This window comes from Microbacterium sp. 1S1 (genome assembly GCF_008271365.1).
GTDB lineage: Bacteria > Actinomycetota > Actinomycetes > Actinomycetales > Microbacteriaceae > Microbacterium.
This window is the reverse complement of the sequence record NZ_CP043430.1, coordinates 3,156,444-3,177,805: the sequence shown is the minus strand read 5'-3', so window position 1 is coordinate 3,177,805 and position 21,362 is coordinate 3,156,444. Positions and strand designations below refer to the sequence as shown.

Sequence of the window (21,362 nt, the reverse complement as noted above, 5' to 3'; positions counted from 1 at the left end):
GTCGCCACCGCTCCTTCGACGCTCGTCCCGAGCGTCATCGCCGTGCGCCGACGTCGCGGCCGCCGATCCTAGGCGACCCCGCCCTTCTGCCTGCGTCCGCGCGGCGGTCGAGTGCTGGTGTCGCCGCCTCCGGCCCCGCCCCCGGTCCCGAGATCGTCGAGGACCCGACCGTTAAGGTAGAAGCATGACGTATTCCGTCGCCGTCTCCGGCGCCTCCGGCTACGCAGGCGGCGAGATCCTGCGCCTCCTGGCCGATCACCCCGACGTCGAGATCCGCACCGTCACGGCGCACTCGAACGCCGGACAGCCCCTGGTCGCCCACCAGCCGCACCTCCGCTCCCTCGCCCACCTCACGCTGCAGGACACCACGCCGGAGATCCTCGCGGGACACGACATCGTGTTCCTCGCTCTTCCGCACGGCCAGTCCGGGCAGTACACGGACGCCCTCGGCGACACTCCGCTCGTGATCGACGCCGGCGCCGACCACCGGCTCACGTCGTCAGCGGAATGGGACACGTTCTACGGCGGATCGTTCCACGAACCGTGGACCTACGGCGTGCCCGAACTCCTCGTCGGCGGTGCCAAGCAGCGTGAGGCGCTCCGCGGCGCGACCCGGATCGCCGCGCCCGGGTGCAACGCCTCCACCGTGAGCCTGAGCCTGGCGCCCGGCGTCGCGGCCGGTGTCATCGATCCGAGCGACATCGTCTCGGTGCTGGCCGTGGGCCCGTCCGGGGCTGGTAAGAGCCTGAAGACGAACCTCCTGGCCTCCGAGATCCTCGGCTCCGCGAACCCGTACGCGGTCGGGGGCACCCACCGGCACATCCCCGAGATCCGCCAGGCCCTGGCCGCAGCGCTTTCGACGGGATCAGGGACCCCGGACATCCGGATCTCCTTCACGCCGGTCCTCGTTCCGATGTCGCGCGGCATCCTCGCCACCTCCACGGCGCCGATCGCGGACGGTGTGAGCGACGCCGAGATCCGCCAGGCATGGGAGAGCGCCTACGGCGACGAGACCTTCGTCCAGCTGCTCCCCGAGGGAAGCTTCCCCCGCACCGCCGACGTGCTCGGGGCGAACACGGCCCTCATCGGTCTCGCGATCGATCGCGCGGCGAACCGGGTGACCGTGGTCACGGCCGTCGACAACCTCGCCAAGGGCACCGCCGGAGCTGCCGTCCAGTCCATGAACATCGCGCTGGGGCTTCCGGAGTCCCGCGCCCTCTCAGTGAACGGAGTCGCCCCGTGAGCGTCACCGCCCCCGCAGGATTCGAGGCGGCCGGAGTCGCCGCCGGACTCAAGTCCACCGGCAAGCCCGATGTCGCCGTCGTGGTGAACCGCGGTCCCCGCAAGGTCGGCGCTGCCGTCTTCACGAGCAACCGTGCCAAGGCCAACCCCATCATCTGGTCCCAGCAGGCCGTGGCCGACCGGGTGGTCGAGGCCGTCGTCCTCAACTCCGGCGGCGCGAACTGCTTCACCGGGAGCTTCGGGTTCCAGACCACGCATCAGACCGCGGAGAGGGCGGCCGAGCTGCTCGACATCAGCGCGGGCGACGTGCTGGTCTGCTCCACCGGGCTCATCGGGACGGGCGACGAGGTCTTCCGCGAGAAGGTCCTCGCCGGCACCACGCAGGCGATCGCCGAGCTCAGCGCCGACGGGGGTGAGAGCGCCGCGCACGCCATCATGACGACCGACACGGTCGCGAAGACGGCGGTCATCGGTCGCGACGGCTGGACGATCGGCGGGATGGCCAAGGGCGCAGGCATGCTCGCGCCCGGGTTGGCGACGATGCTCGTGGTGCTCACCACCGACGCAGTGCTCGAGCCGCTTCAAGCCGACGAGGCCTTGCGCCGGGCGACGGGTCGCACGTTCGATCGCCTCGACTCCGATGGCTGCATGTCCACCAACGACCAGGTCACCCTGCTCGCCAACGGCGCCTGCGAGGTGGCACCCGACCTCGATGACTTCGCCGACGCGCTCACCGCGCTGTGCCAGGAACTCGCGGTCAAGCTGCAGGGCGACGCGGAGGGGGCGAGCCACGACATCACGATCGAGGTGCAGCACGCCGTCTCCGAGCAGGACGCCGTCGAGGTCGGGCGCTCGGTCGCCCGCAACAACCTCTTCAAGGCCGCGATCTTCGGCAACGATCCGAACTGGGGCCGGGTGCTCGCGGCGATCGGAACGACCGCCGCGCAGTTCGACCCCTACGACGTCGACGTGTGGATGAACGGGGTGCGCGTCTGCACCGCCGGCGGCCCGGACCGCCCGCGCGAGGAGGTCGACCTGACGCCGCGTGCCACGCACCTGATGATCGACCTCAAGGTCGGGGAGGCGACCGCCACGGTCCTGACGAACGACCTCACCCACGACTACGTGCACGAGAACAGCGCCTACGCCTCATGACCGACATCCAGGACACGACACCGGACATCGCGGCGCAGAAGGCGACGACGCTCATCGAGTCGCTGCCGTGGCTCAAGAAGTTCCGCGACCAGATCGTCGTCGTGAAGTACGGCGGCAACGCCATGGTGTCCGACGAGCTGCAGGAGGCCTTCGCCCAGGACATCGCGTACCTCCGGTACGTCGGCGTGCAGCCGGTCGTCGTGCACGGGGGCGGACCGCAGATCTCCGACATGCTGCAGCGGCTCGAGATCCCCAGCGAGTTCAAGGGCGGGTACCGCGTCACCAACACCGAGGCCATCGGCGTCGTGCGGATGGTGCTGACCGGCCAGGTGAACCCGCAGCTCGTGTCGAAGATCAACTCGCACGGCCCCATCGCCACCGGCCTGAGCGGGGAGGACGCCGGCCTCTTCGGCGGACGCCGTCGCGGCGTCGTGATCGACGGGGAAGAGGTGGACCTCGGCCGCGTGGGCGACGTGGTCCAGGTGGACCCGACGCCGGTGCTCGACCACCTCGCCGCCGGCCGGATCCCCGTCGTCTCGAGCATCGCGCCCGACCTGGACCACCCCGGTCAGTCGCTCAACGTCAACGCCGACGCCGCCGCGGCCGCCCTGGCCGTGGCCCTGGGTGCCCGCAAGCTGGTCATCCTCACCGACGTCCCCGGTCTCTACGCCGACTGGCCCAACCGGGACTCGCTCGTCTCGCACCTCACCTCCGGCGCGCTCATCGAGATGATGCCGCGTCTGGAGTCGGGGATGATCCCGAAGATGCGTGCGTGCCTCGACGCGGTCGAGGGTGGCGTCGACGCGGCCGCGATCATCGACGGACGGGTGCCCCACTCGGTGCTCGTCGAACTGTTCACCAGCAAGGGAATCGGGACCGAAGTGGTCCGGGGAGAGAAAGGGGCGACGGCATGACCGTCTGGCAGGACGACGCGGCACGTGATCTCGTGCTCAACGCGGGGGAGCGCCTCGCGCTGCTGACCCGCGGTGAGGGCTCGTACCTGTGGGACGCCGATGACCGACGCTACCTCGACTTCCTCGCCGGCATCGCGGTGACCTCGCTCGGGCACGCGCATCCGGTGTTCGTCGATGCGGTGTCGCGCCAGGCCGCCACCCTCGCGCACGTCTCCAACTACTTCGCGACCCCGCCGCAGCTCGCGCTCGCCGCACGCCTCAAGCGCCTCGCCGGAGCGGGGCTCGACGGTCGCGTCTTCTTCTCGAACTCGGGCGCCGAGGCCAACGAGGCCGCGTTCAAGCTCGCCCGGCTGCACGGCGGTGCGGACCGCCCCCGCATCCTCGCCCTGGAGAACGGCTTCCACGGCCGGACGATGGGCTCGCTCGCCCTCACGGCCAAGGAGTCGATGCGCGCGCCGTTCGCTCCGATGCCCGGAGGGGTGGAGCACCTCCCGGCGACGGTCGAGGCGCTGGAAGCCGCGCTGGACGACCGTGTCGCCGCCGTCATCGTGGAGCCCATCCAGGGTGAGGCCGGTGTCGTCGAGCTCCCCGAGGGCTACCTCGCCGCGGCGCGCTCGCTGACCCTCGCACACGGGGCCCTGCTCATCGTCGACGAAATCCAGACCGGAGCCGGCCGCACGGGCGCCTGGTTCGGGTTCAGCCACGAGGGCATCACCCCAGACGCGATCACGCTCGCGAAGGGCATCGGCGGAGGATTCCCGATCGGCGCCCTCGTCACCTACGGTGCCGCGAGCGAGCTGTTCACCCCGGGGTCGCACGGCTCGACCTTCGGTGGAAATCCGCTCGCGACGGCGGTGGCGGATGCGGTGCTGGCAGAGATCGAGCGCGCCGACCTCGTGGACAACGCGGCTCGCCGCGGCGCGGAACTGCGGGAGATCATCCTGGGCATCGACTCTCCGCTCGTCGCGGGCGTGCGCGGGCGCGGACTCCTCGTCGGCGTCGCGCTCACGCAGCCCGTGGCCGGCGCGGTGGTCGCGGCCGCCCAGGACCGCGGGCTCATCGTGAACGCCGCCAATCCGGAGACCGTGCGCGTCGCGCCGGCCCTCACCATCGGAGACGCAGAGCTCGCGGAGTTCCGCGAGCTGTTCACCGCCGCTCTCTCCGACGTCCACGCCTCCGCCACCGGAAAGGTCCCCGCATGACCCGCCACCTGCTGCGCGACGACGATCTGACGCCCGCCGAGCAGGCGGAGATCCTCGATCTCGCCCTCGCGCTCAAGAAGGACCGCTGGGCCGACAAGAGCCTCGCCGGCCCGCAGACCGTCGCCGTGATCTTCGACAAGTCGTCCACCCGCACGCGCGTGTCGTTCGCGGTGGGCATCGCGGATCTCGGCGGCTCCCCGCTCATCATCTCCACCGCGAGCAGCCAGCTCGGCGGGAAGGAGACGCCGTCCGACACGGCCCGGGTCCTCGAGCGGCAGGTCGCGGCGATCGTCTGGCGCACGTACGCGCAGTCGGGGCTGGAGGAGATGGCCGCCGGCACGCGGGTCCCCGTGATCAACGCGCTGTCTGACGACTTCCACCCCTGCCAGCTCCTGGCCGACCTGCTCACGATCCGCGAGCACAAGGGCGAGCTGAAGGGTCTCACGCTGACGTTCTTCGGCGACGGCCAGAGCAACATGGCCCACTCCTACGCACTCGCGGGCGTGACGGCGGGGATGCACGTGCGCATCGCCTCGCCCGAGGCCTACGCGCCGCGGGCCGACGTCATCGAGGCGGCGGACCGCCGCGCCGGTGAGACCGGGGGCTCGATCACCCTCTTCACCGACCCGGTCGCGGCGGCCGCGGGTGCCGACGTCGTCGTCACCGACACGTGGGTGTCGATGGGCAAGGAGGAGGAGAAGCTCGCGCGGATCCGCGATCTCGGCGGTTACAAGGTCACCCCCGAGACCATGGAGCTCGCGCAGGACGACGCGATCTTCATCCACTGCCTCCCCGCCGACCGTGGCTACGAGGTGGACTCCGCCGTCATCGACGGTCCGCAGAGCGTCGTCTGGGACGAGGCGGAGAACCGTCTGCACGCGCAGAAGGCACTGCTGGTATGGCTGCTCGGGAAGAAGGACGCGTGATGGCCGGTTCCGCCCACGAGGGCACCAACGAAGGCGCGCTGTGGGGCGCGCGGTTCGCCACCGGTCCGTCGCCCGAGCTCGTCGAGCTGAGCCGATCGACGCACTTCGACTGGATCCTGGCGCCGTACGACATCGCGGGTTCCCACGCGCACGCCACCGCCCTGGCCGCCGCGGGGTACCTCGAGCCGGATGAGGCCGCCCGCATGCACGAGGGCTTGGACGCCGTGGCGCGCAAGGTCGCCGACGGCACCCTGCGGCCGCTGCCCACCGACGAGGACGTGCACGGTGCGCTCGAGCAGGCGCTGATCGCCGAGCTCGGCCCGGAGCTGGGCGGGCGTCTTCGCGCAGGCCGCAGCCGGAACGACCAGATCGCGACGCTCGTGCGGATGTACCTGATCGATCACGCCCGAGTCATCGCGCGCGACCTCCTTCGAGTGATCGACGCGCTCGTGGCGCAGGCGGAGGCGCATCCCGAGGCCATCCTTCCGGGACGCACCCATCTGCAGCACGCCCAGCCGGTGCTGCTCGCCCATCACCTCCAGGCACACGCGTGGCCACTGGTGCGTGAGCTCGAACGCCTCGTCGACTGGCGACGCCGTGCCGGTGTCTCGCCGTACGGCGGCGGTGCGCTCGCCGGATCCACCCTGGGCCTCGACCCCGCGCTCGTCGCGGCAGAGCTCGGTCTCGACCGGCCGGCCGAGAACTCGCTCGACGGCACCGCCGCGCGGGACGTCGTCGCGGAGTTCGCGTTCATCGCGGCGATGACGGGGGTCGATCTGTCCCGGATCTCGGAGGAGATCATCCTCTGGAACACCCGCGAGTTCGGCTTCGTCACTCTCGACGACGGCTACTCCACCGGCTCCAGCATCATGCCGCAGAAGAAGAACCCCGACATCGCCGAGCTCGCACGCGGCAAGTCGGGGCGCCTCATCGGCAACCTGTCCGGCCTGCTGGCGACCCTGAAGGGGCTGCCCCTCGCCTACAACCGGGATCTGCAGGAGGACAAGGAGCCGGTCTTCGACTCCGTGCAGACCCTCGAGGTCGTGCTTCCGGCGTTCGCCGGGATGATCTCGACGCTGCGCTTCCACACGGAGCGCATGGCCGAGCTCGCGCCCCAGGGGTTCTCCCTGGCGACCGATGTCGCCGAGTGGCTGGTGAAGCGGCGCGTGCCGTTCCGGGATGCCCACGAGATCTCCGGGGCCCTCGTACGGGCCTGCGAGGAGCAGGGGATCGGGCTGGAGGACGCCTCCGACGAGCTGCTGCTGTCCGTGTCGCCGCATCTGGTCCCCGAGGTGCGCGAGGTCCTCACGATCGAGGGCTCGGTGGCATCGCGGTCGGGGGCCGGCGGGACCGCTCCGGAGCGGGTCGCGGAACAGCGAGCGGAGCTCGTCGCCCGGAGCCAGGCCGCGGCGCACGCGCTCGGGCTGTAGTCGGGCTCGGGCGTCGCCGCGCTCGGCGGACCCGGGAGCGCGTCAGTGCAGATCGCGGTCGGCGGCCGACCGTTCCCACCGGGTGAACCGGACGGTGAGGCCAGCGCGGGTCGGCGATGCCAGGAACGGTCCGGCGGAAGCCACCGCGTCGCCGTCGAAGGGGGCGACCCGCACCAAGCGCCACGGTCCCGCGTCGGCGCGCGCCCGAACGATGATCGCATCCGCCCAGCGGCTGGCGCGGACGGTGATCTCGCTCTCGCGCCAGTCGTCGACGTAGCCGATCGACCAGTCCGAGCGTCCCGCGGTCACGACGGCGCCGAGGCCGAGGTGGCCATCGGCGAATTCGACGCCCGCCTTGACCCAGTGCTCATCGTCGGCGCGCACGAAGAGACCCGCCTGGTCGAACTGGCCTTCCCACGGAGCGCGGAAGGCGACCTCGACCGCGTCCCCGACGGCGAGGGGAGCGAGCAAGGCGTGCTCCGAGTCATGGACGAAGCCGTAGGCGGTGTGACGCCAGGCGTCGCTGCCTTCGACGGCGGTGACGTCGAGGTGTCCGTCGATCCGGATCTCGGCGGGGGCGTGGGTCCAGGTGCCTTCGCCCCAGCGGATCATGCGTGTATCAGGCATATTTCCCATCTATAGCCGTATTAGGCATAAATTGTCGATATTCATGTTACGGTTATCTCATGGTCATCGCCGTGATCGCCGACATCGTGGGCTCCCGAGAACTCGGGGACCGCAGTGCTGCGCAGCGTGCCTTGGACGAGACCATCGCCCAGGTGGAACGGGACCGCGCGCTGGCGGTCCAACCGCTCACGCCCACGGTAGGGGACGAGCAGCAGGGCGTCTACCGCTCCCTTCCTGACGCGCTCCTCTCGCTCCTCATGGTGCAACTCCGGCTCCCGGAGGGGCTCGCCTTCCGCTTCGGTCTCGGCGTCGGCGAGGTCCGCGCGGTGGCGTCGGTGCACGGCGAGCTCGCAGACGGACCCGGCTGGTACGCCGCGCGCGCCGCGATCGAGACGGTACATGCCCGGGAACAGCGCGCCGTGCCGCGCACGCGCACCTGGATTGTCGGGGCTCCGGGTCAGGATGAGGTCATGGAGACCGTGATCGCCGCGTCCAACGCCTATGTCCTCGCACGCGACGAGATCGTGGGGGCGATGAGCGAGCGCGAGCGCCACCTCACCTACGGGCGTCTCCTCGGCCGGTCCCAGCAGGAGCTCGCGGCGCAGGAGGGCATCTCGCAGCCCAGCGTGTCCAAGTCGCTGCGCAATGCCGGGGCCGCCGCCCTGATCGAGGGCGTGGCCGCGCTCCGAGGGGAGGCCGCATGATCCTCGCGGGCTTCGTCCTCCTCGCCGTCGGTGCGACCGACCTCGTCCGGCAGTTCGCGCCGCGGCGCTGGATCGGCTACGTCGTGGCCCTCGCCGCCGTCATCCTCCTCGGCATCGGCGGAGACGCGCTGCTGCCGGCGCTCGTCGGCATCGGTGCCGGAGCGCTGTGGGCCTGGAGCATGCCGGACGAAGGCCCGTCGCGGGCTGGGTTCTGGCCGGCCGTCGCGCTCGCCGCCCTCAGCATCGGAGCCGTGGTCTGGACGGGGCCGAGGAACGGGGCCGGTCTCATCGGCGAGCTCTGGACGCTGCGCTCGCCCTTCGGCGAGGTGTCGTTCGACCTCGCCGTCCTCGCGCTCGGCGCCGGCGTCTTCCTGCTCGAATCTGCCAATCTCGTCGTGCGGGCGGCGCTCGACGGCGAGCACACGTGGCGCCCCGCGGACGTCTCGGAGCCCATCGCGCCGGTCGCCGCTTCGCCGGCGACGCCGGCCGTCGCTTCGCCGGCGACGCCGGCCGTCGCCGCAGGGTCTGGAACCGCGGCTCCTCCGTCGTCCGCCGTGGTCCCCGCCGATCCGCGCCACGGATTCAAAGGGGGCCGCCTGATCGGCCCCCTCGAACGCGTCCTCGTGATGATCCTCACGCTGGCCGCCGCCTACCCGGTCCTCGCCGCGATGCTTGCCGCCAAGGGCATCGTCCGGTTCCCGGAGATCTCCCGCGACGGGGAGACGGGGGCGAGAGCCGAGTACTTCCTGGTCGGCAGCCTGGTGAGCTGGGTCATCGGACTCGGGGCCGCGTTCCTGGTGTGGTGGGCCGCCCACAGCTGACCGCTTCTCGGACGACGCAGGGCGACGGTCGCGCGCTGCTAGCCTGGAGCGCGTGTCAACTCCGCCTCTGACGACCGCGCCGCAGGCGATCGACCCCACGTTCGAGAACGTGTGGGATGAGATCGTGTGGCGTGGCCTCGTCCACGTGTCCACCGACCAGGAGGCGCTGCGCGCCCTGCTCGCGGGAGACCCCGTCACGTATTACTGCGGCTTCGACCCGACGGCACCGAGCCTCCACCTCGGGCACCTCGTCCAGCTGCTGCTGCTCCGCCGCCTCCAGCTCGCGGGGCACAAGCCGCTCGGTCTCGTCGGCGGCTCCACGGGGCTGATCGGCGACCCGCGGCCGACCGCCGAGCGTACGCTCAACACCCGCGAGACCGTCGCGGAGTGGGTCGACCGGCTGCGCGGCCAGGTCGAGCGCTACCTCAGCTTCGAGGGCGAGAACGCGGCCCGCATGGTGAACAACCTCGACTGGACGGCGCCCCTGTCCGCCATCGACTTCCTGCGCGAGATCGGCAAGCACTACCGCGTCGGCACCATGCTGAAGAAGGACGCGGTGGCCGCGCGCCTGAACTCCGATGCGGGCATCAGCTACACCGAGTTCAGCTACCAGATCCTCCAGGGCCTCGACTTCCTGGAGCTCTACCGTCAGTACGACTGCGTGCTGCAGACGGGTGGCTCCGACCAATGGGGCAACCTCACCAGCGGAACGGACCTCATCCACCGCGTGGAGGGGGTCTCGGTGCATGCGATCGGCACGCCGCTGATCACCAACAGCGATGGCACCAAGTTCGGCAAGAGCGAGGGCAACGCGATCTGGATCGATGCGGAGCTCACGAGCCCGTACGCGTTCTACCAGTTCTGGCTCAGCACGGCCGATGCCGACGTGATCGAGCGCCTCAAGGTGTTCACGTTCCTGACCAGGGCCGAGATCGAGGAGTACGCCGAGCTCGTCGCGACCGAGCCGTTCCGCCGCGCCGCACAGAAGCGCCTCGCGCTCGAGGTCGTCGCGACGGTGCATGGCGCCGAGGCGACGGCGGCGGTGATCGCGGCGTCCGAGGCGTTGTTCGGGCAGGGCGATCTGACGACGCTCGACGCGGCGACGCTGCGCACGGCGCTCGACGAACTCCCGCATGCCACGGTCGCCCCCGGCACTCCCGTCGTCGACGCCCTCGTCGCGACCGGACTGGTCTCCAGCCTGTCGGAGGCGCGGCGCGCCATCGCCCAGGGCGGCGTTTCGCTCGACGGCGAACGGGTGGAGGACGATACCGCGACCGTGCGGGGCACCCTCCCGGGAGGGGTGTCGGTCTTGCGTCGCGGCAAGAAGACCCTCGCCGGCGTGTTCCTGGGCTGACCCGGGCTGCGCATGCCGTTCACTCCGAGCCATGCGATCGTCGCTCTGCCGTTCGTGCGGACGCCGCTCGTGCCTGCCGCGATCGCGATCGGAGCGATGACGCCCGACATCTCGCTGTTCCTGCGCAATGTCGGGCTCGATTACGGCTTCCTGCACGATCCGCTCAACCTCGTGTGGACGACGCTGCTCGCCCTCGTGCTCTTCCTGCTCTGGCGGGTGCTGCTGCGCCCGGCCGCGCCCGAGCTGCTGCCGACGTGGGTCGCCGTCCGGCTTCCCGCCGGGTGGGGTGTCCGCGGACTGCGCGCGGTGACCGAGGCACTGAGCCGGGATGATCGACCGCGGTACGCGGCGTGGCGCCCGCTCTACCCCTTCCTGCTCGTGTTCTCAACGATGCTGGGCGTCCTCTCGCACATCTTCTGGGATGCCTTCACGCACGAGTCGCGGTGGGGTGTCGAGCTGCTGCCCGCGCTTGCGGACGGGTGGGGCCCGTTCGACGGCTACAAGTGGCTCCAGTACGGGTCGAGTGCGCTGGGACTGCTGGGACTGGCGATCTGGGCCGCGCTGTGGCTGCGCCGCGCGACACCACGGTCGGACGCACCGGGAAGCCTTCCGGCCGCGCTGCGGATCGCCTGGTGGGCGTCGCTCCCGGTGATCCTCATCGCCGCGTGGGTCGGCGGGCTGCTCGCGTTCGGGCCGCTGTCCGCGGACTTCACGGTGCAGCACCTCGCCTATCGGGTGCTGCCGCCCGCGTGTGCGGTGTGGGGCGTCCTCACCCTGATCCTGTGTGTCGTGCTGGCCGTGCGTCGGCCGCGTTCCGTCGCCTGATTCCGGGGCTTACCAGCGCGGGGCGTCCGAGCCCCAGACGTGAGGCGACGCGAACATCGCACCGGGGATCGCCGGTGCCGCCGTCACGAGCGGGATCCCGTCGACGTCGAAGCGGGCGATGTGGGCCGATGCGTCGACCTCGGGAAGCACCGGCGCGTCAGCCGTCCGAGGCATGCCCAGCAACTCGGCGGCGACTCTCCGGAGCGAGGTCCGCACGACGACGGAGCGTCCGTCGCGCCGGCGCAGGAGCTGGGTGAGGGCGGCGGCCAGGAGGTACCCGGCGCTGTGATCGAGAGCCTGGGCCGGAAGAGTACCTGGCCGGCCACCGTCTCCCTCGATCAGTGCGATGCCGCTCTCCGCTTGGACGAGGCTGTCGAAGCCGGCGCGCTCCGGCTGATCCGTCCCCCAGGCACTGAGCTGTGCGACCAGCAGACCCGGATATCGTTCGACGAGCGCGTCGGGGGAGAGGCCGAGGCGCTCCAGAGCGGCGGGCCGATAGCCGAGCACGATCGCATCGGCGCTCTCGACCAGTTCACGCAGCTCGCGTGCGTGGGCATGGAGCACTGTGGTGCGCTTACCGTGTCCGGTGTCGAGATGCTGCCACGGAAGCTCGGGGAGATGCGGCGGGTCGACCCGGAGGACGTCCGCCCCGAGGAGAGCGAGCGTCCTGGTGCAGACCGGCCCCGCGATGACGCGTGTGAGGTCGAGGATCCGGACGCCGTCGAGGGGAGCGCCCGCGGATGGGTCGCGCGTCGTGGTCCGCTGGAGCCGTCGCCGTCGTGCTTCTGCCTCTTCCGGGACCACGACGTCGACGAGCGGCGAACGCCGCAGAGCGTCGTCCGCTCCCCGGTTCTCGGGGCGGACGGCGACGGCGAGACCGCCGGAGCGAGAGATCCGTGTCACCGCCTCCACGGTGGGCAGGGCCTTGACCGCGCGGGCGACGACCTCCGGCGTGACCGTGTCGTCCAGACCGAGCGCGGTGCGGAGCGCGCGAGCGTGGTGCGGATAGTTGCCGTGCGTCCGGATCCACCCGTCGGCGCTCTCCCAGAAACCGGACAGCGGCGCCCACACCGGCGGGGGAGCCCCGTCCACCCGCAGATGCCTGTCGCTCCGGTAGGCCGTGGCCACCCGGTCGAGGTCGACACGGGCGGGATCGATGCCCGCCGCGATGGTCGCCGCGAGAACGCTGGCGAGTGCGAGGTCGGCGGTCGCGGTCCGCGACGGGAGGGGGACCGTTCCCAGAGCACGGACCGCCGCGGCCGAGGGGAGACGCGCCTCGTCACCACCGATCTCGCGCCACACACGGGCGAGCAGTTCCGCGGCCGCGGAGGAGGGAGCGGAAGCCATGGCGCGATGCTACTCCGCCGTCGACACGACCGGAAACCAGGGCTGACCCGGGAGAATACGGCGAACGAGCAGGGCCGACACGCCCGGGGGTGTGCGCCCGATTTGCCAGACCCCGGGAATCCACGTAACTTATTACTTGTTCGCCCCACAGGGAAGCGGAGAAGCCCAGAGCTTCACCCCCCTCAAGCGGAGAACCACTCCCGATCCAGTCTCACTTGAGAGATTAGGCGCTTGCGTCTAGGATGGGAGATCCACCCCTTCTGCGGCTGTCACCGGCTGCGCGGCGGATTCAATCCGCACGGCGCGCCGATTTGACAAGCGGGTCGGGATGGCTAAGATAGAGAAGTTGCCCTGCGGGCCTGGTTGTGATGGCTGGGTCGTGGGAGCATCCGATCCTTGAGAACTCAACAGCGTGCACTTGTCAAATGCCAAATAACCTCGATTCAGCTTCGGTTGGATGAGATTCCTTTGGATCAAAGACCAACCTCCTTGTGGGGTTGGCAACGGATAGTCAGCAATGATTTATCTCTTTGGTCAGCATCAAACTCGCTGCGTTCCGGTTTTTCCCCGGTTCGTATGCAATTTCTTTTTACGGAGAGTTTGATCCTGGCTCAGGATGAACGCTGGCGGCGTGCTTAACACATGCAAGTCGAACGGTGAACACGGAGCTTGCTCTGTGGGATCAGTGGCGAACGGGTGAGTAACACGTGAGCAACCTGCCCCTGACTCTGGGATAAGCGCTGGAAACGGCGTCTAATACTGGATATGTGACGTGACCGCATGGTCTGCGTTTGGAAAGATTTTTCGGTTGGGGATGGGCTCGCGGCCTATCAGCTTGTTGGTGAGGTAATGGCTCACCAAGGCGTCGACGGGTAGCCGGCCTGAGAGGGTGACCGGCCACACTGGGACTGAGACACGGCCCAGACTCCTACGGGAGGCAGCAGTGGGGAATATTGCACAATGGGCGCAAGCCTGATGCAGCAACGCCGCGTGAGGGATGACGGCCTTCGGGTTGTAAACCTCTTTTAGCAGGGAAGAAGCGAAAGTGACGGTACCTGCAGAAAAAAAGCGCCGGCTAACTACGTGCCAGCAGCCGCGGTAATACGTAGGGCGCAAGCGTTATCCGGAATTATTGGGCGTAAAGAGCTCGTAGGCGGTTTGTCGCGTCTGCTGTGAAATCCCGAGGCTCAACCTCGGGCCTGCAGTGGGTACGGGCAGACTAGAGTGCGGTAGGGGAGATTGGAATTCCTGGTGTAGCGGTGGAATGCGCAGATATCAGGAGGAACACCGATGGCGAAGGCAGATCTCTGGGCCGTAACTGACGCTGAGGAGCGAAAGGGTGGGGAGCAAACAGGCTTAGATACCCTGGTAGTCCACCCCGTAAACGTTGGGAACTAGTTGTGGGGTCCATTCCACGGATTCCGTGACGCAGCTAACGCATTAAGTTCCCCGCCTGGGGAGTACGGCCGCAAGGCTAAAACTCAAAGGAATTGACGGGGACCCGCACAAGCGGCGGAGCATGCGGATTAATTCGATGCAACGCGAAGAACCTTACCAAGGCTTGACATATACGAGAACGGGCCAGAAATGGTCAACTCTTTGGACACTCGTAAACAGGTGGTGCATGGTTGTCGTCAGCTCGTGTCGTGAGATGTTGGGTTAAGTCCCGCAACGAGCGCAACCCTCGTTCTATGTTGCCAGCACGTAATGGTGGGAACTCATGGGATACTGCCGGGGTCAACTCGGAGGAAGGTGGGGATGACGTCAAATCATCATGCCCCTTATGTCTTGGGCTTCACGCATGCTACAATGGCCGGTACAAAGGGCTGCAATACCGTGAGGTGGAGCGAATCCCAAAAAGCCGGTCCCAGTTCGGATTGAGGTCTGCAACTCGACCTCATGAAGTCGGAGTCGCTAGTAATCGCAGATCAGCAACGCTGCGGTGAATACGTTCCCGGGTCTTGTACACACCGCCCGTCAAGTCATGAAAGTCGGTAACACCTGAAGCCGGTGGCCTAACCCTTGTGGAGGGAGCCGTCGAAGGTGGGATCGGTAATTAGGACTAAGTCGTAACAAGGTAGCCGTACCGGAAGGTGCGGCTGGATCACCTCCTTTCTAAGGAGCATCTGACGCTTCGGCGTCCAGAACCCAGATCGAAGGCGCACGTTCTTCGCTGGGAGCTCATGGGTGGAACATTTGACATGGAATCGAGATTGTTTCTCTGATTAGTACGCAGCTTGCTGCAGGAACGTTGGGGGGATGGGTTTCGGTGCCGGCACGCTGTTGGGTCCTGAGGGACCGGATGCGGATCTTTCGGGATCTGGTCTGAACCTCTGGACCTCTTTCTGTTTGTCCCTGTTGGGGGCAGGTGGATGGGGGTTCCGCCCGTACTTTGAGAACTACACAGTGGACGCGAGCATCTTGCAACTGATCTTCGGATTGGTTGCGCAAGATGATCTTAAAGATCATTAGTCAATTTCTGATTCAGTCTTCGGACTGGTCGGGTTTTTGATTCAAACTCATGTGATTTCAAGTCTTTAAGAGCAAACGGTGGATGCCTTGGCATCTGGAGCCGAAGAAGGACGTAGCAATCTGCGATAAGCCTCGGGGAACTGATAAGCAAGTTTTGATCCGAGGGTGTCCGAATGGGGAAACCCCGCTGGGCGGCGTGCCGACCTAGTGACTCCCGCCTGAATATATAGGGCGGGTAGAGGGAACGTGGGGAAGTGAAACATCTCAGTACCCACAGGAAGAGAAAGCAACCGCGATTCCGTTAGTAGTGGCGAGCGAAACCGGATCAGGCTAAACCGAGTGTGTGTGATATCCGGCAGGAGTTGCATATTCGGGGTTGTGGGACTCACCAGTCAGTTCTGCCGAGCTGGCGACGTTACAGAAGCGTATAGACGAACGGTCTTGAAAGGCCGGTCATAGAGGGTGCCAACCCCGTAGTCGAAATGCGTGTTCTGGCGTGGAGAGTATCCCAAGTAGCACGGGGCCCGTGAAATCCCGTGTGAATCTGTCAGGACCACCTGATAAGCCTAAATACTCCCAGATGACCGATAGCGGACAAGTACCGTGAGGGAAAGGTGAAAAGTACCCCGGGAGGGGAGTGAAATAGTACCTGAAACCGTTTGCTTACAAACCGTTGGAGCACCCCTGGTAGGTGTGACAGCGTGCCTTTTGAAGAATGAGCCTGCGAGTTAGCGATATGTGGCGAGGTTAACCCGTGTGGGGTAGCCGTAGCGAAAGCGAGTCTGAATAGGGCGATTCAGTCGCATGTCCTAGACCCGAAGCGAAGTGATCTATCCATGGCCAGGTTGAAGCGACGGTAAGACGTCGTGGAGGACCGAACCCACTTAGGTTGAAAACTGAGGGGATGAGCTGTGGATAGGGGTGAAAGGCCAATCAAACTTCGTGATAGCTGGTTCTCTCCGAAATGCATTTAGGTGCAGCGTTGCGTGTTTCTTGCCGGAGGTAGAGCTACTGGATGGCCGATGGGCCCTACAAGGTTACTGACGTCAGCCAAACTCCGAATGCCGGTAAGTGAGAGCGCAGCAGTGAGACTGTGGGGGATAAGCTTCATAGTCGAGAGGGAAACAACCCAGACCACCAACTAAGGTCCCAAAGCGCGTGCTAAGTGGGAAAGGATGTGGAGTTGCTCTGACAACCAGGAGGTTGGCTTAGAAGCAGCCACCCTTGAAAGAGTGCGTAATAGCTCACTGGTCAAGTGATTCCGCGCCGACAATGTAACGGGGCTCAAGCACGCCACCGAAGTTGTGGCATTGACATTATTGGTAGGCCTTCGTGGTCCAGCCGTGTTGATGGGTAGGAGAGCGTCGTGTGGCCAGCGAAGCGGCGGTGGAAACCAGCCGTGGAGGCTACACGAGTGAGAATGCAGGCATGAGTAGCGAATGACGTGTAGAAACACGTCCTCCGAAAGACCAAGGGTTCCAGGGTCAAGCTAATCTTCCCTGGGTAAGTCGGGACCTAAGGCGAGGCCGACAGGCGTAGTCGATGGACAACGGGTTGATATTCCCGTACCGGCGAAGAACCGCCCAAGCTAATCCAGTGGTGCTAAACGTCCGAGCCTTCACATCGTTGCCTTCGGGTGACACCGTGGAGGGGAGCACGTGACCCCATGCTGGTGCGGTTAGCGTATTAACAGGTGTGACGCAGGAAGGTAGTCCAAGCCAGGCGATGGTTGTCCTGGTGCAAGTGCGTAGGCCGAGTCGTAGGCAAATCCGCGACTCATACAGGCTGAGACACGATGCGGATAAAAAAAGTGGATGATCCTATGCTGCCGAGAAAAGCATCGACGCGAGGTTCTAGCTGCCCGTACCCCAAACCGACTCAGGTGGTCAGGTAGAGAATACCAAGGAGATCGAGAGAATCGTGGTTAAGGAACTCGGCAAAATGCCCCCGTAACTTCGGGAGAAGGGGGGCCTTCGACGTATTAGGACTTGCTCCGAAAGCGTTTGGAGGCCGCAGAGACTAGTGGGTAGCGACTGTTTACTAAAAACACAGGTCCGTGCCAAGTCGCAAGACGATGTATACGGACTGACGCCTGCCCGGTGCTGGAAGGTTAAGAGGACCGGTTAGCCGCAAGGCGAAGCTGAGAATTTAAGCCCCAGTAAACGGCGGTGGTAACTATAACCATCCTAAGGTAGCGAAATTCCTTGTCGGGTAAGTTCCGACCTGCACGAATGGCGTAACGACTTCCCAACTGTCTCAACCGCGAACTCGGCGAAATTGCATTACGAGTAAAGATGCTCGTTACGCGCAGCAGGACGGAAAGACCCCGTGACCTTTACTACAGCTTGGTATTGGTGTTCGGTGTGGCTTGTGTAGGATAGGTGGGAGACTTTGAAGCGGTGACGCCAGTTACCGTGGAGTCATTGTTGAAATACCACTCTGGTCACTCTGGATATCTAACTTCGAACCGTAATCCGGTTCAGGGACAGTGCCTGGTGGGTAGTTTAACTGGGGCGGTTGCCTCCCAAAAAGTAACGGAGGCGCCCAAAGGTTCCCTCAACCTGGTTGGCAATCAGGTGGCGAGTGTAAGTGCACAAGGGAGCTTGACTGTGAGACTGACAGGTCGAGCAGGGACGAAAGTCGGGACTAGTGATCCGGCAGTGGCTTGTGGAAGCGCTGTCGCTCAACGGATAAAAGGTACCTCGGGGATAACAGGCTGATCTTGCCCAAGAGTCCATATCGACGGCATGGTTTGGCACCTCGATGTCGGCTCGTCGCATCCTGGGGCTGGAGTAGGTCCCAAGGGTTGGGCTGTTCGCCCATTAAAGCGGTACGCGAGCTGGGTTTAGAACGTCGTGAGACAGTTCGGTCCCTATCCGCTGCGCGCGTAGGAAGTTTGAGAGGATCTGACCCTAGTACGAGAGGACCGGGTTGGACGAACCTCTGGTGTGTCAGTTGTTCCGCCAGGAGCACCGCTGATTAGCTACGTTCGGGATGGATAACCGCTGAAAGCATCTAAGCGGGAAGCCGGCCTCAAGATGAGACTTCCATACCTTCGGGTGAGAGGCTCCCAGCCAGACTACTGGGTTGATAGGCCAGATGTGGAAGCACGGTAACGTGTGCAGCTGACTGGTACTAATAAGCCGATGACTTGATAACACACCGTTTGTTGGTGCTTGCGTCCACTGAGTGGTTCTCGATGTACGGTCGAGAACTACCTTCAACAATGATTCATCATTGCTTTAGGTTTGATTGAAACATCAATAGTGTTTCGGCGGCCATAGCGTGAGGGAAACGCCCGGTCACATTCCGAACCCGGAAGCTAAGCCTCACAGCGCCGATGGTACTGCAGGGGGGACCCTGTGGGAGAGTAGGACACCGCCGGACTCCTTTTAGTCAAAATGGCCACCCATCGTTGGGTGGCCATTTTGCGTTTACGAGCGAAGAGAACAGGGAGCACCATGCCGGAAGAGGAAGAGCGCCGTCCACGTCGCAATGACGACAGGAAGCAGCGCAACGAACGTCCTTCCGGAGGTCGCCCCGTGTACCGCGACGGCGCTTCTCGTGCCGGCTCCGGTGACCGCAGTCCGCGTCGCGAGGGCGGTTTCAACCGTGACGGTGCTCCGCGTCGTGACTCCGGTGCCCCGCGTCGCGAAGGCGGGTTCAACCGTGACTCCGGTGCGCCGCGTCGTGAGGGCGGGTACAACCGCGATGGTGCTCCGCGTCGTGACTCCGGTGCCCCGCGTCGCGAAGGCGGGTTCAACCGTGACTCCGGTGCGCCGCGTCGTGAGGGCGGGTACAACCGCGATGGTGGTGCGCCGCGTCGTGAGGGCTACAACCGTGATGGTGGTGCTCCGCGTCGCGAGGGCGGGTACAACCGTGATGGTGGTGCTCCGCGTCGTGACTCCGGTGCCCCGCGTCGCGAGGGCGGGTACAACCGTGACTCAGGCGCTCCGCGTCGCGAGGGCGGGTACAACCGTGATGGTGGTGCTCCGCGTCGCGAGGGCGGGTACAACCGTGATGGTGGTGCTCCGCGTCGCGAGGGCGGGTACAACCGTGATGGTGGTGCGCCGCGTCGTGACGGCGGCTTCAACCGTGGCGGGGCTCCGCGTCGTGAAGGCGGGTACAACCGTGATGGTGGCGCCCCGCGTCGCGAGGGCGGGTACAACCGTGACTCCGCACCGCGACGGGAAGGCGGCTTCGATCGAGAGCGGGGGAGTGACCGGTCCCGGTCCTTCCCGCAGCGTGGCGGCGCCGGGCGTGAGCGTCCGGCGAATGCGGCGAACGAGCGGCCGCGGTTCGACGAGCCTCGCGTCCCCGACGAGGTCACGGCGCGTGATCTGCATGCTTCCGCGCGCAATGAGCTGAAGACGCTGAGCAAGGAGAACGCTGAGTTTGTCGCGCGGCACCTGGCCATGGCGTCCCGGCTGATCGAGGAGGACCCGGCCCTGGCCCACGAGCACGCGCTGGCGGCCTCCCGCCGGGCCGGCCGTATCGCGATCGTTCGGGAGACCCTCGGCATCACCGCCTATGCGACGGGCGACTTCGCGCTCGCACTCCGCGAGCTGCGCACCTACCGCCGGATCTCCGGCAAGGACGACCAGATCGCCCTCATGGTCGACAGTGAGCGCGGCATCGGACGCCCCGACCGCGCCCTCGAGACCGGCCGGGCTGTCGACCGCTCGGCTCTCCCCACGCCGGTACGGGTGGCCCTCGCCATCGCGATGTCCGGCGCGCGGCTCGACCAGGGCGATCTGGAGTTGGCGCTCGGGGAGCTCGAGATTCCGGAGCTCGACCCCGACCGGGCCTTCGAGTGGAGTCCTGCGCTGTTCGCGGCGCGGGCTGCCGTTCTGGAAGACCTGGGGCGGACGGACGAGGCGGAGTTCTGGGCGCACCGCGCCGAGGTCGCCGCCGAGGCGCTCGGTATCGACGAAGCCGGTGACGAGGAGATCTACGTCGAGGACGGCCTGATCGAAGACGAGCTCAACGAGGGTGCTTCTTCTGACGAGGGTGCTTCTTCTGATGAGGGTGCTTCTTCTGATGAGGGTGCTTCTTCTGACGAGGGTGCTTCTTCTGATGAGGGTGCTTCTTCTGATGAGGGTGCTTCTTCTGATGAGGGTGCTTCTTCTGATGAGGGTGCTTCTTCTGATGAGGATGCGCCTGACGTCGCGGCACCCGCTGACCTCGACGGAACCTCTGAGCCCGTGGAGCCGTCCATCGAGGACGAGGTGCGCGAGCTGCTCGGCGAGGACGAGACGGAGGACGACGCGCCGTCCGCATCCGACAAGCCGGAGGCGTAGGTGGGTCTTTTCACACGGAAGCGCCCGTCGGGCCGTACGCCGCTCGACGGTGTGGACACCGTCCTCGCCGACCTCGACGGCGTCGTCTACTCAGGACCCGGTGCTCTGCCTCACGCGGTGGAAAGTCTGAACGCGGCGGCTCACGCGGTGCGGCTCGGCTACATCACGAACAACGCCTCCCGCACCGACGCGTCCGTGGCCGCGCACCTCACGAGCCTCGGGCTCGAGGTCGCCCCGCGAGACGTCGTCACCAGCCCGCAGGCCGCGATGCGACTGCTCTCCGGGATCGTCCCCGCGCCCGCGACCATCCTCGTGGTCGGCGGCGACGGCCTCGTCGACGAGGTGCAGAAGGCCGGCTACACCGTCACGCGCAGCGCGGAAGACGCGCCGCAGGCGGTGGTACAGGGTTTCGCGCCCGAGGTGGCCTGGACGGACCTCGCCGAAGCGGCGTTCGCCCTCAAGGTCCCCGAGGACGAGGGCGGAATACCCTGGATCGCCACGAACACGGACTGGACGATCCCGCGCGAGCGGGGTGTCGCGCCCGGCAACGGCACCCTCGTCTCGGCTGTGCATACCGCGATCGGTCGACTGGCGACGGTCGCCGGCAAGCCGGAGACCCCGATCTTCGAGGAGGCGCTGGCTCGCTTCGGTGCCGCGAAGGCGCTGTTCATCGGCGACCGTCTCGACACCGACATCATGGGTGCCAGCCGTGCGGGCATCGACTCCGCGCTGGTGCTCACCGGAATCGATCGGCCGAAGCACGTCCTCGCCGCTCCGGAGGGCTCCCGACCGACGTACATCCTCGGCGATCTGCGCGGGCTGCACGAGACCTACCCGCAGCCGATCGTCACCGACGGCATCTTCGACGTGAACGGTGCCGCCGTCCGCGTCCATGGCGCCGACGTCGAGATCCTGGCGGAATCGGGCGAGCAGCTCGACCTCCTCCGTGCCGGCGCCGCGGCCATCTGGGCTTCGGGCACCCCGGTGTTCGTCCTCCGCGTTCCGGAGCGGCTGTACGCGGACCCGTTCCACCGTCCGTGAGC

14 protein-coding genes and 3 rRNA genes are annotated in these 21,362 nt (G+C 66.5%); 15 read left to right on the top strand and 2 right to left on the bottom strand.

Annotation, left to right across the window (positions count from 1 at the left end):
* Nucleotides 1-184 precede the first annotated feature (184 nt).
* From argC to argH, 6 genes are read left to right on the top strand one after another with little or no spacing between them, the layout of a single operon-like run.
* Complete coding sequence (argC, locus tag FY549_RS15340; protein ID WP_149085746.1) at nt 185-1,243, top strand: N-acetyl-gamma-glutamyl-phosphate reductase; 1,059 nt, start codon at nt 185-187, stop codon at nt 1,241-1,243.
* Complete coding sequence (gene argJ, locus FY549_RS15335) at nt 1,240-2,397, top strand: bifunctional glutamate N-acetyltransferase/amino-acid acetyltransferase ArgJ (RefSeq protein ID WP_149085745.1); 1,158 nt, start codon at nt 1,240-1,242, stop codon at nt 2,395-2,397. Before argC ends, argJ begins: the two co-directional genes overlap by 4 nt.
* Nucleotides 2,394-3,311 (top strand): acetylglutamate kinase, encoded by a 918-nt coding sequence (gene argB / locus FY549_RS15330; protein WP_149085744.1) that lies wholly within the window; start codon nt 2,394-2,396, stop codon nt 3,309-3,311. The genes argJ and argB overlap by 4 nt, the downstream gene beginning before the upstream one ends.
* Nucleotides 3,308-4,513 carry an acetylornithine transaminase gene (locus FY549_RS15325; protein ID WP_149085743.1) on the top strand — a complete coding sequence of 402 codons (1,206 nt, stop codon included), beginning with the start codon at nt 3,308-3,310 and terminating at the stop codon, nt 4,511-4,513. Before argB ends, FY549_RS15325 begins: the two co-directional genes overlap by 4 nt.
* The gene (gene argF, locus FY549_RS15320; protein ID WP_149085742.1) at nt 4,510-5,439 is read left to right on the top strand and encodes an ornithine carbamoyltransferase; all 930 of its coding nucleotides are present in this window, start codon (nt 4,510-4,512) and stop codon (nt 5,437-5,439) included. The genes FY549_RS15325 and argF overlap by 4 nt, the downstream gene beginning before the upstream one ends.
* Nucleotides 5,439-6,869, top strand: a complete 1,431-nt coding sequence (gene argH / locus FY549_RS15315; protein ID WP_149085741.1) for an argininosuccinate lyase — start codon at nt 5,439-5,441, stop codon at nt 6,867-6,869. Before argF ends, argH begins: the two co-directional genes overlap by 1 nt.
* 42 nt (nt 6,870-6,911) lie before the next feature.
* Here argH and FY549_RS15310 read toward each other — a convergent pair whose 3' ends face one another.
* A complete protein-coding gene (locus FY549_RS15310; protein WP_149085740.1) occupies nt 6,912-7,496 on the bottom strand; it encodes a DUF1349 domain-containing protein in 585 nt (194 codons plus the stop codon).
* A gap of 59 nt (nt 7,497-7,555) precedes the next feature.
* Between FY549_RS15310 and FY549_RS15305 the strand changes: the two genes are divergently transcribed.
* From FY549_RS15305 to FY549_RS15290, 4 genes are read left to right on the top strand one after another with little or no spacing between them, the layout of a single operon-like run.
* Complete coding sequence (locus tag FY549_RS15305; RefSeq protein ID WP_149085739.1) at nt 7,556-8,200, top strand: SatD family protein; 645 nt, start codon at nt 7,556-7,558, stop codon at nt 8,198-8,200.
* Nucleotides 8,197-9,021 carry a hypothetical protein gene (locus FY549_RS15300; RefSeq protein ID WP_149085738.1) on the top strand — a complete coding sequence of 275 codons (825 nt, stop codon included), beginning with the start codon at nt 8,197-8,199 and terminating at the stop codon, nt 9,019-9,021. The genes FY549_RS15305 and FY549_RS15300 overlap by 4 nt, the downstream gene beginning before the upstream one ends.
* 52 nt (nt 9,022-9,073) lie before the next feature.
* Nucleotides 9,074-10,375, top strand: a complete 1,302-nt coding sequence (tyrS, locus tag FY549_RS15295) for a tyrosine--tRNA ligase (protein WP_149085737.1) — start codon at nt 9,074-9,076, stop codon at nt 10,373-10,375.
* A gap of 12 nt (nt 10,376-10,387) precedes the next feature.
* Complete coding sequence (locus tag FY549_RS15290; RefSeq protein ID WP_149085736.1) at nt 10,388-11,200, top strand: DUF4184 family protein; 813 nt, start codon at nt 10,388-10,390, stop codon at nt 11,198-11,200.
* A gap of 9 nt (nt 11,201-11,209) precedes the next feature.
* On the opposite strand, the gene FY549_RS15285 is transcribed toward FY549_RS15290, so the two are convergent.
* Entirely contained in the window at nt 11,210-12,547 is a 1,338-nt protein-coding gene (locus FY549_RS15285) for a CoA transferase (RefSeq protein WP_149085735.1), read from the bottom strand.
* A 588-nt stretch (nt 12,548-13,135) separates the two neighbouring features.
* Here FY549_RS15285 and FY549_RS15280 point away from each other — a divergent pair.
* From FY549_RS15280 to FY549_RS15260, 5 genes are all read left to right on the top strand, one after another.
* Nucleotides 13,136-14,662, top strand: a 16S ribosomal RNA gene (locus FY549_RS15280).
* A gap of 412 nt (nt 14,663-15,074) precedes the next feature.
* Nucleotides 15,075-18,178: ribosomal RNA gene (locus tag FY549_RS15275) — 23S ribosomal RNA — on the top strand.
* Between the two features lie 111 nt (nt 18,179-18,289).
* Nucleotides 18,290-18,406: ribosomal RNA gene (gene rrf / locus FY549_RS15270) — 5S ribosomal RNA — on the top strand.
* Together the 16S, 23S and 5S rRNA genes form the textbook arrangement of a ribosomal RNA operon.
* A gap of 74 nt (nt 18,407-18,480) precedes the next feature.
* Complete coding sequence (locus tag FY549_RS16815) at nt 18,481-20,319, top strand: primosomal protein (protein WP_262380999.1); 1,839 nt, start codon at nt 18,481-18,483, stop codon at nt 20,317-20,319.
* A complete protein-coding gene (locus tag FY549_RS15260) occupies nt 20,320-21,360 on the top strand; it encodes an HAD-IIA family hydrolase (protein WP_149085734.1) in 1,041 nt (346 codons plus the stop codon).
* Nucleotides 21,361-21,362 lie beyond the last annotated feature (2 nt).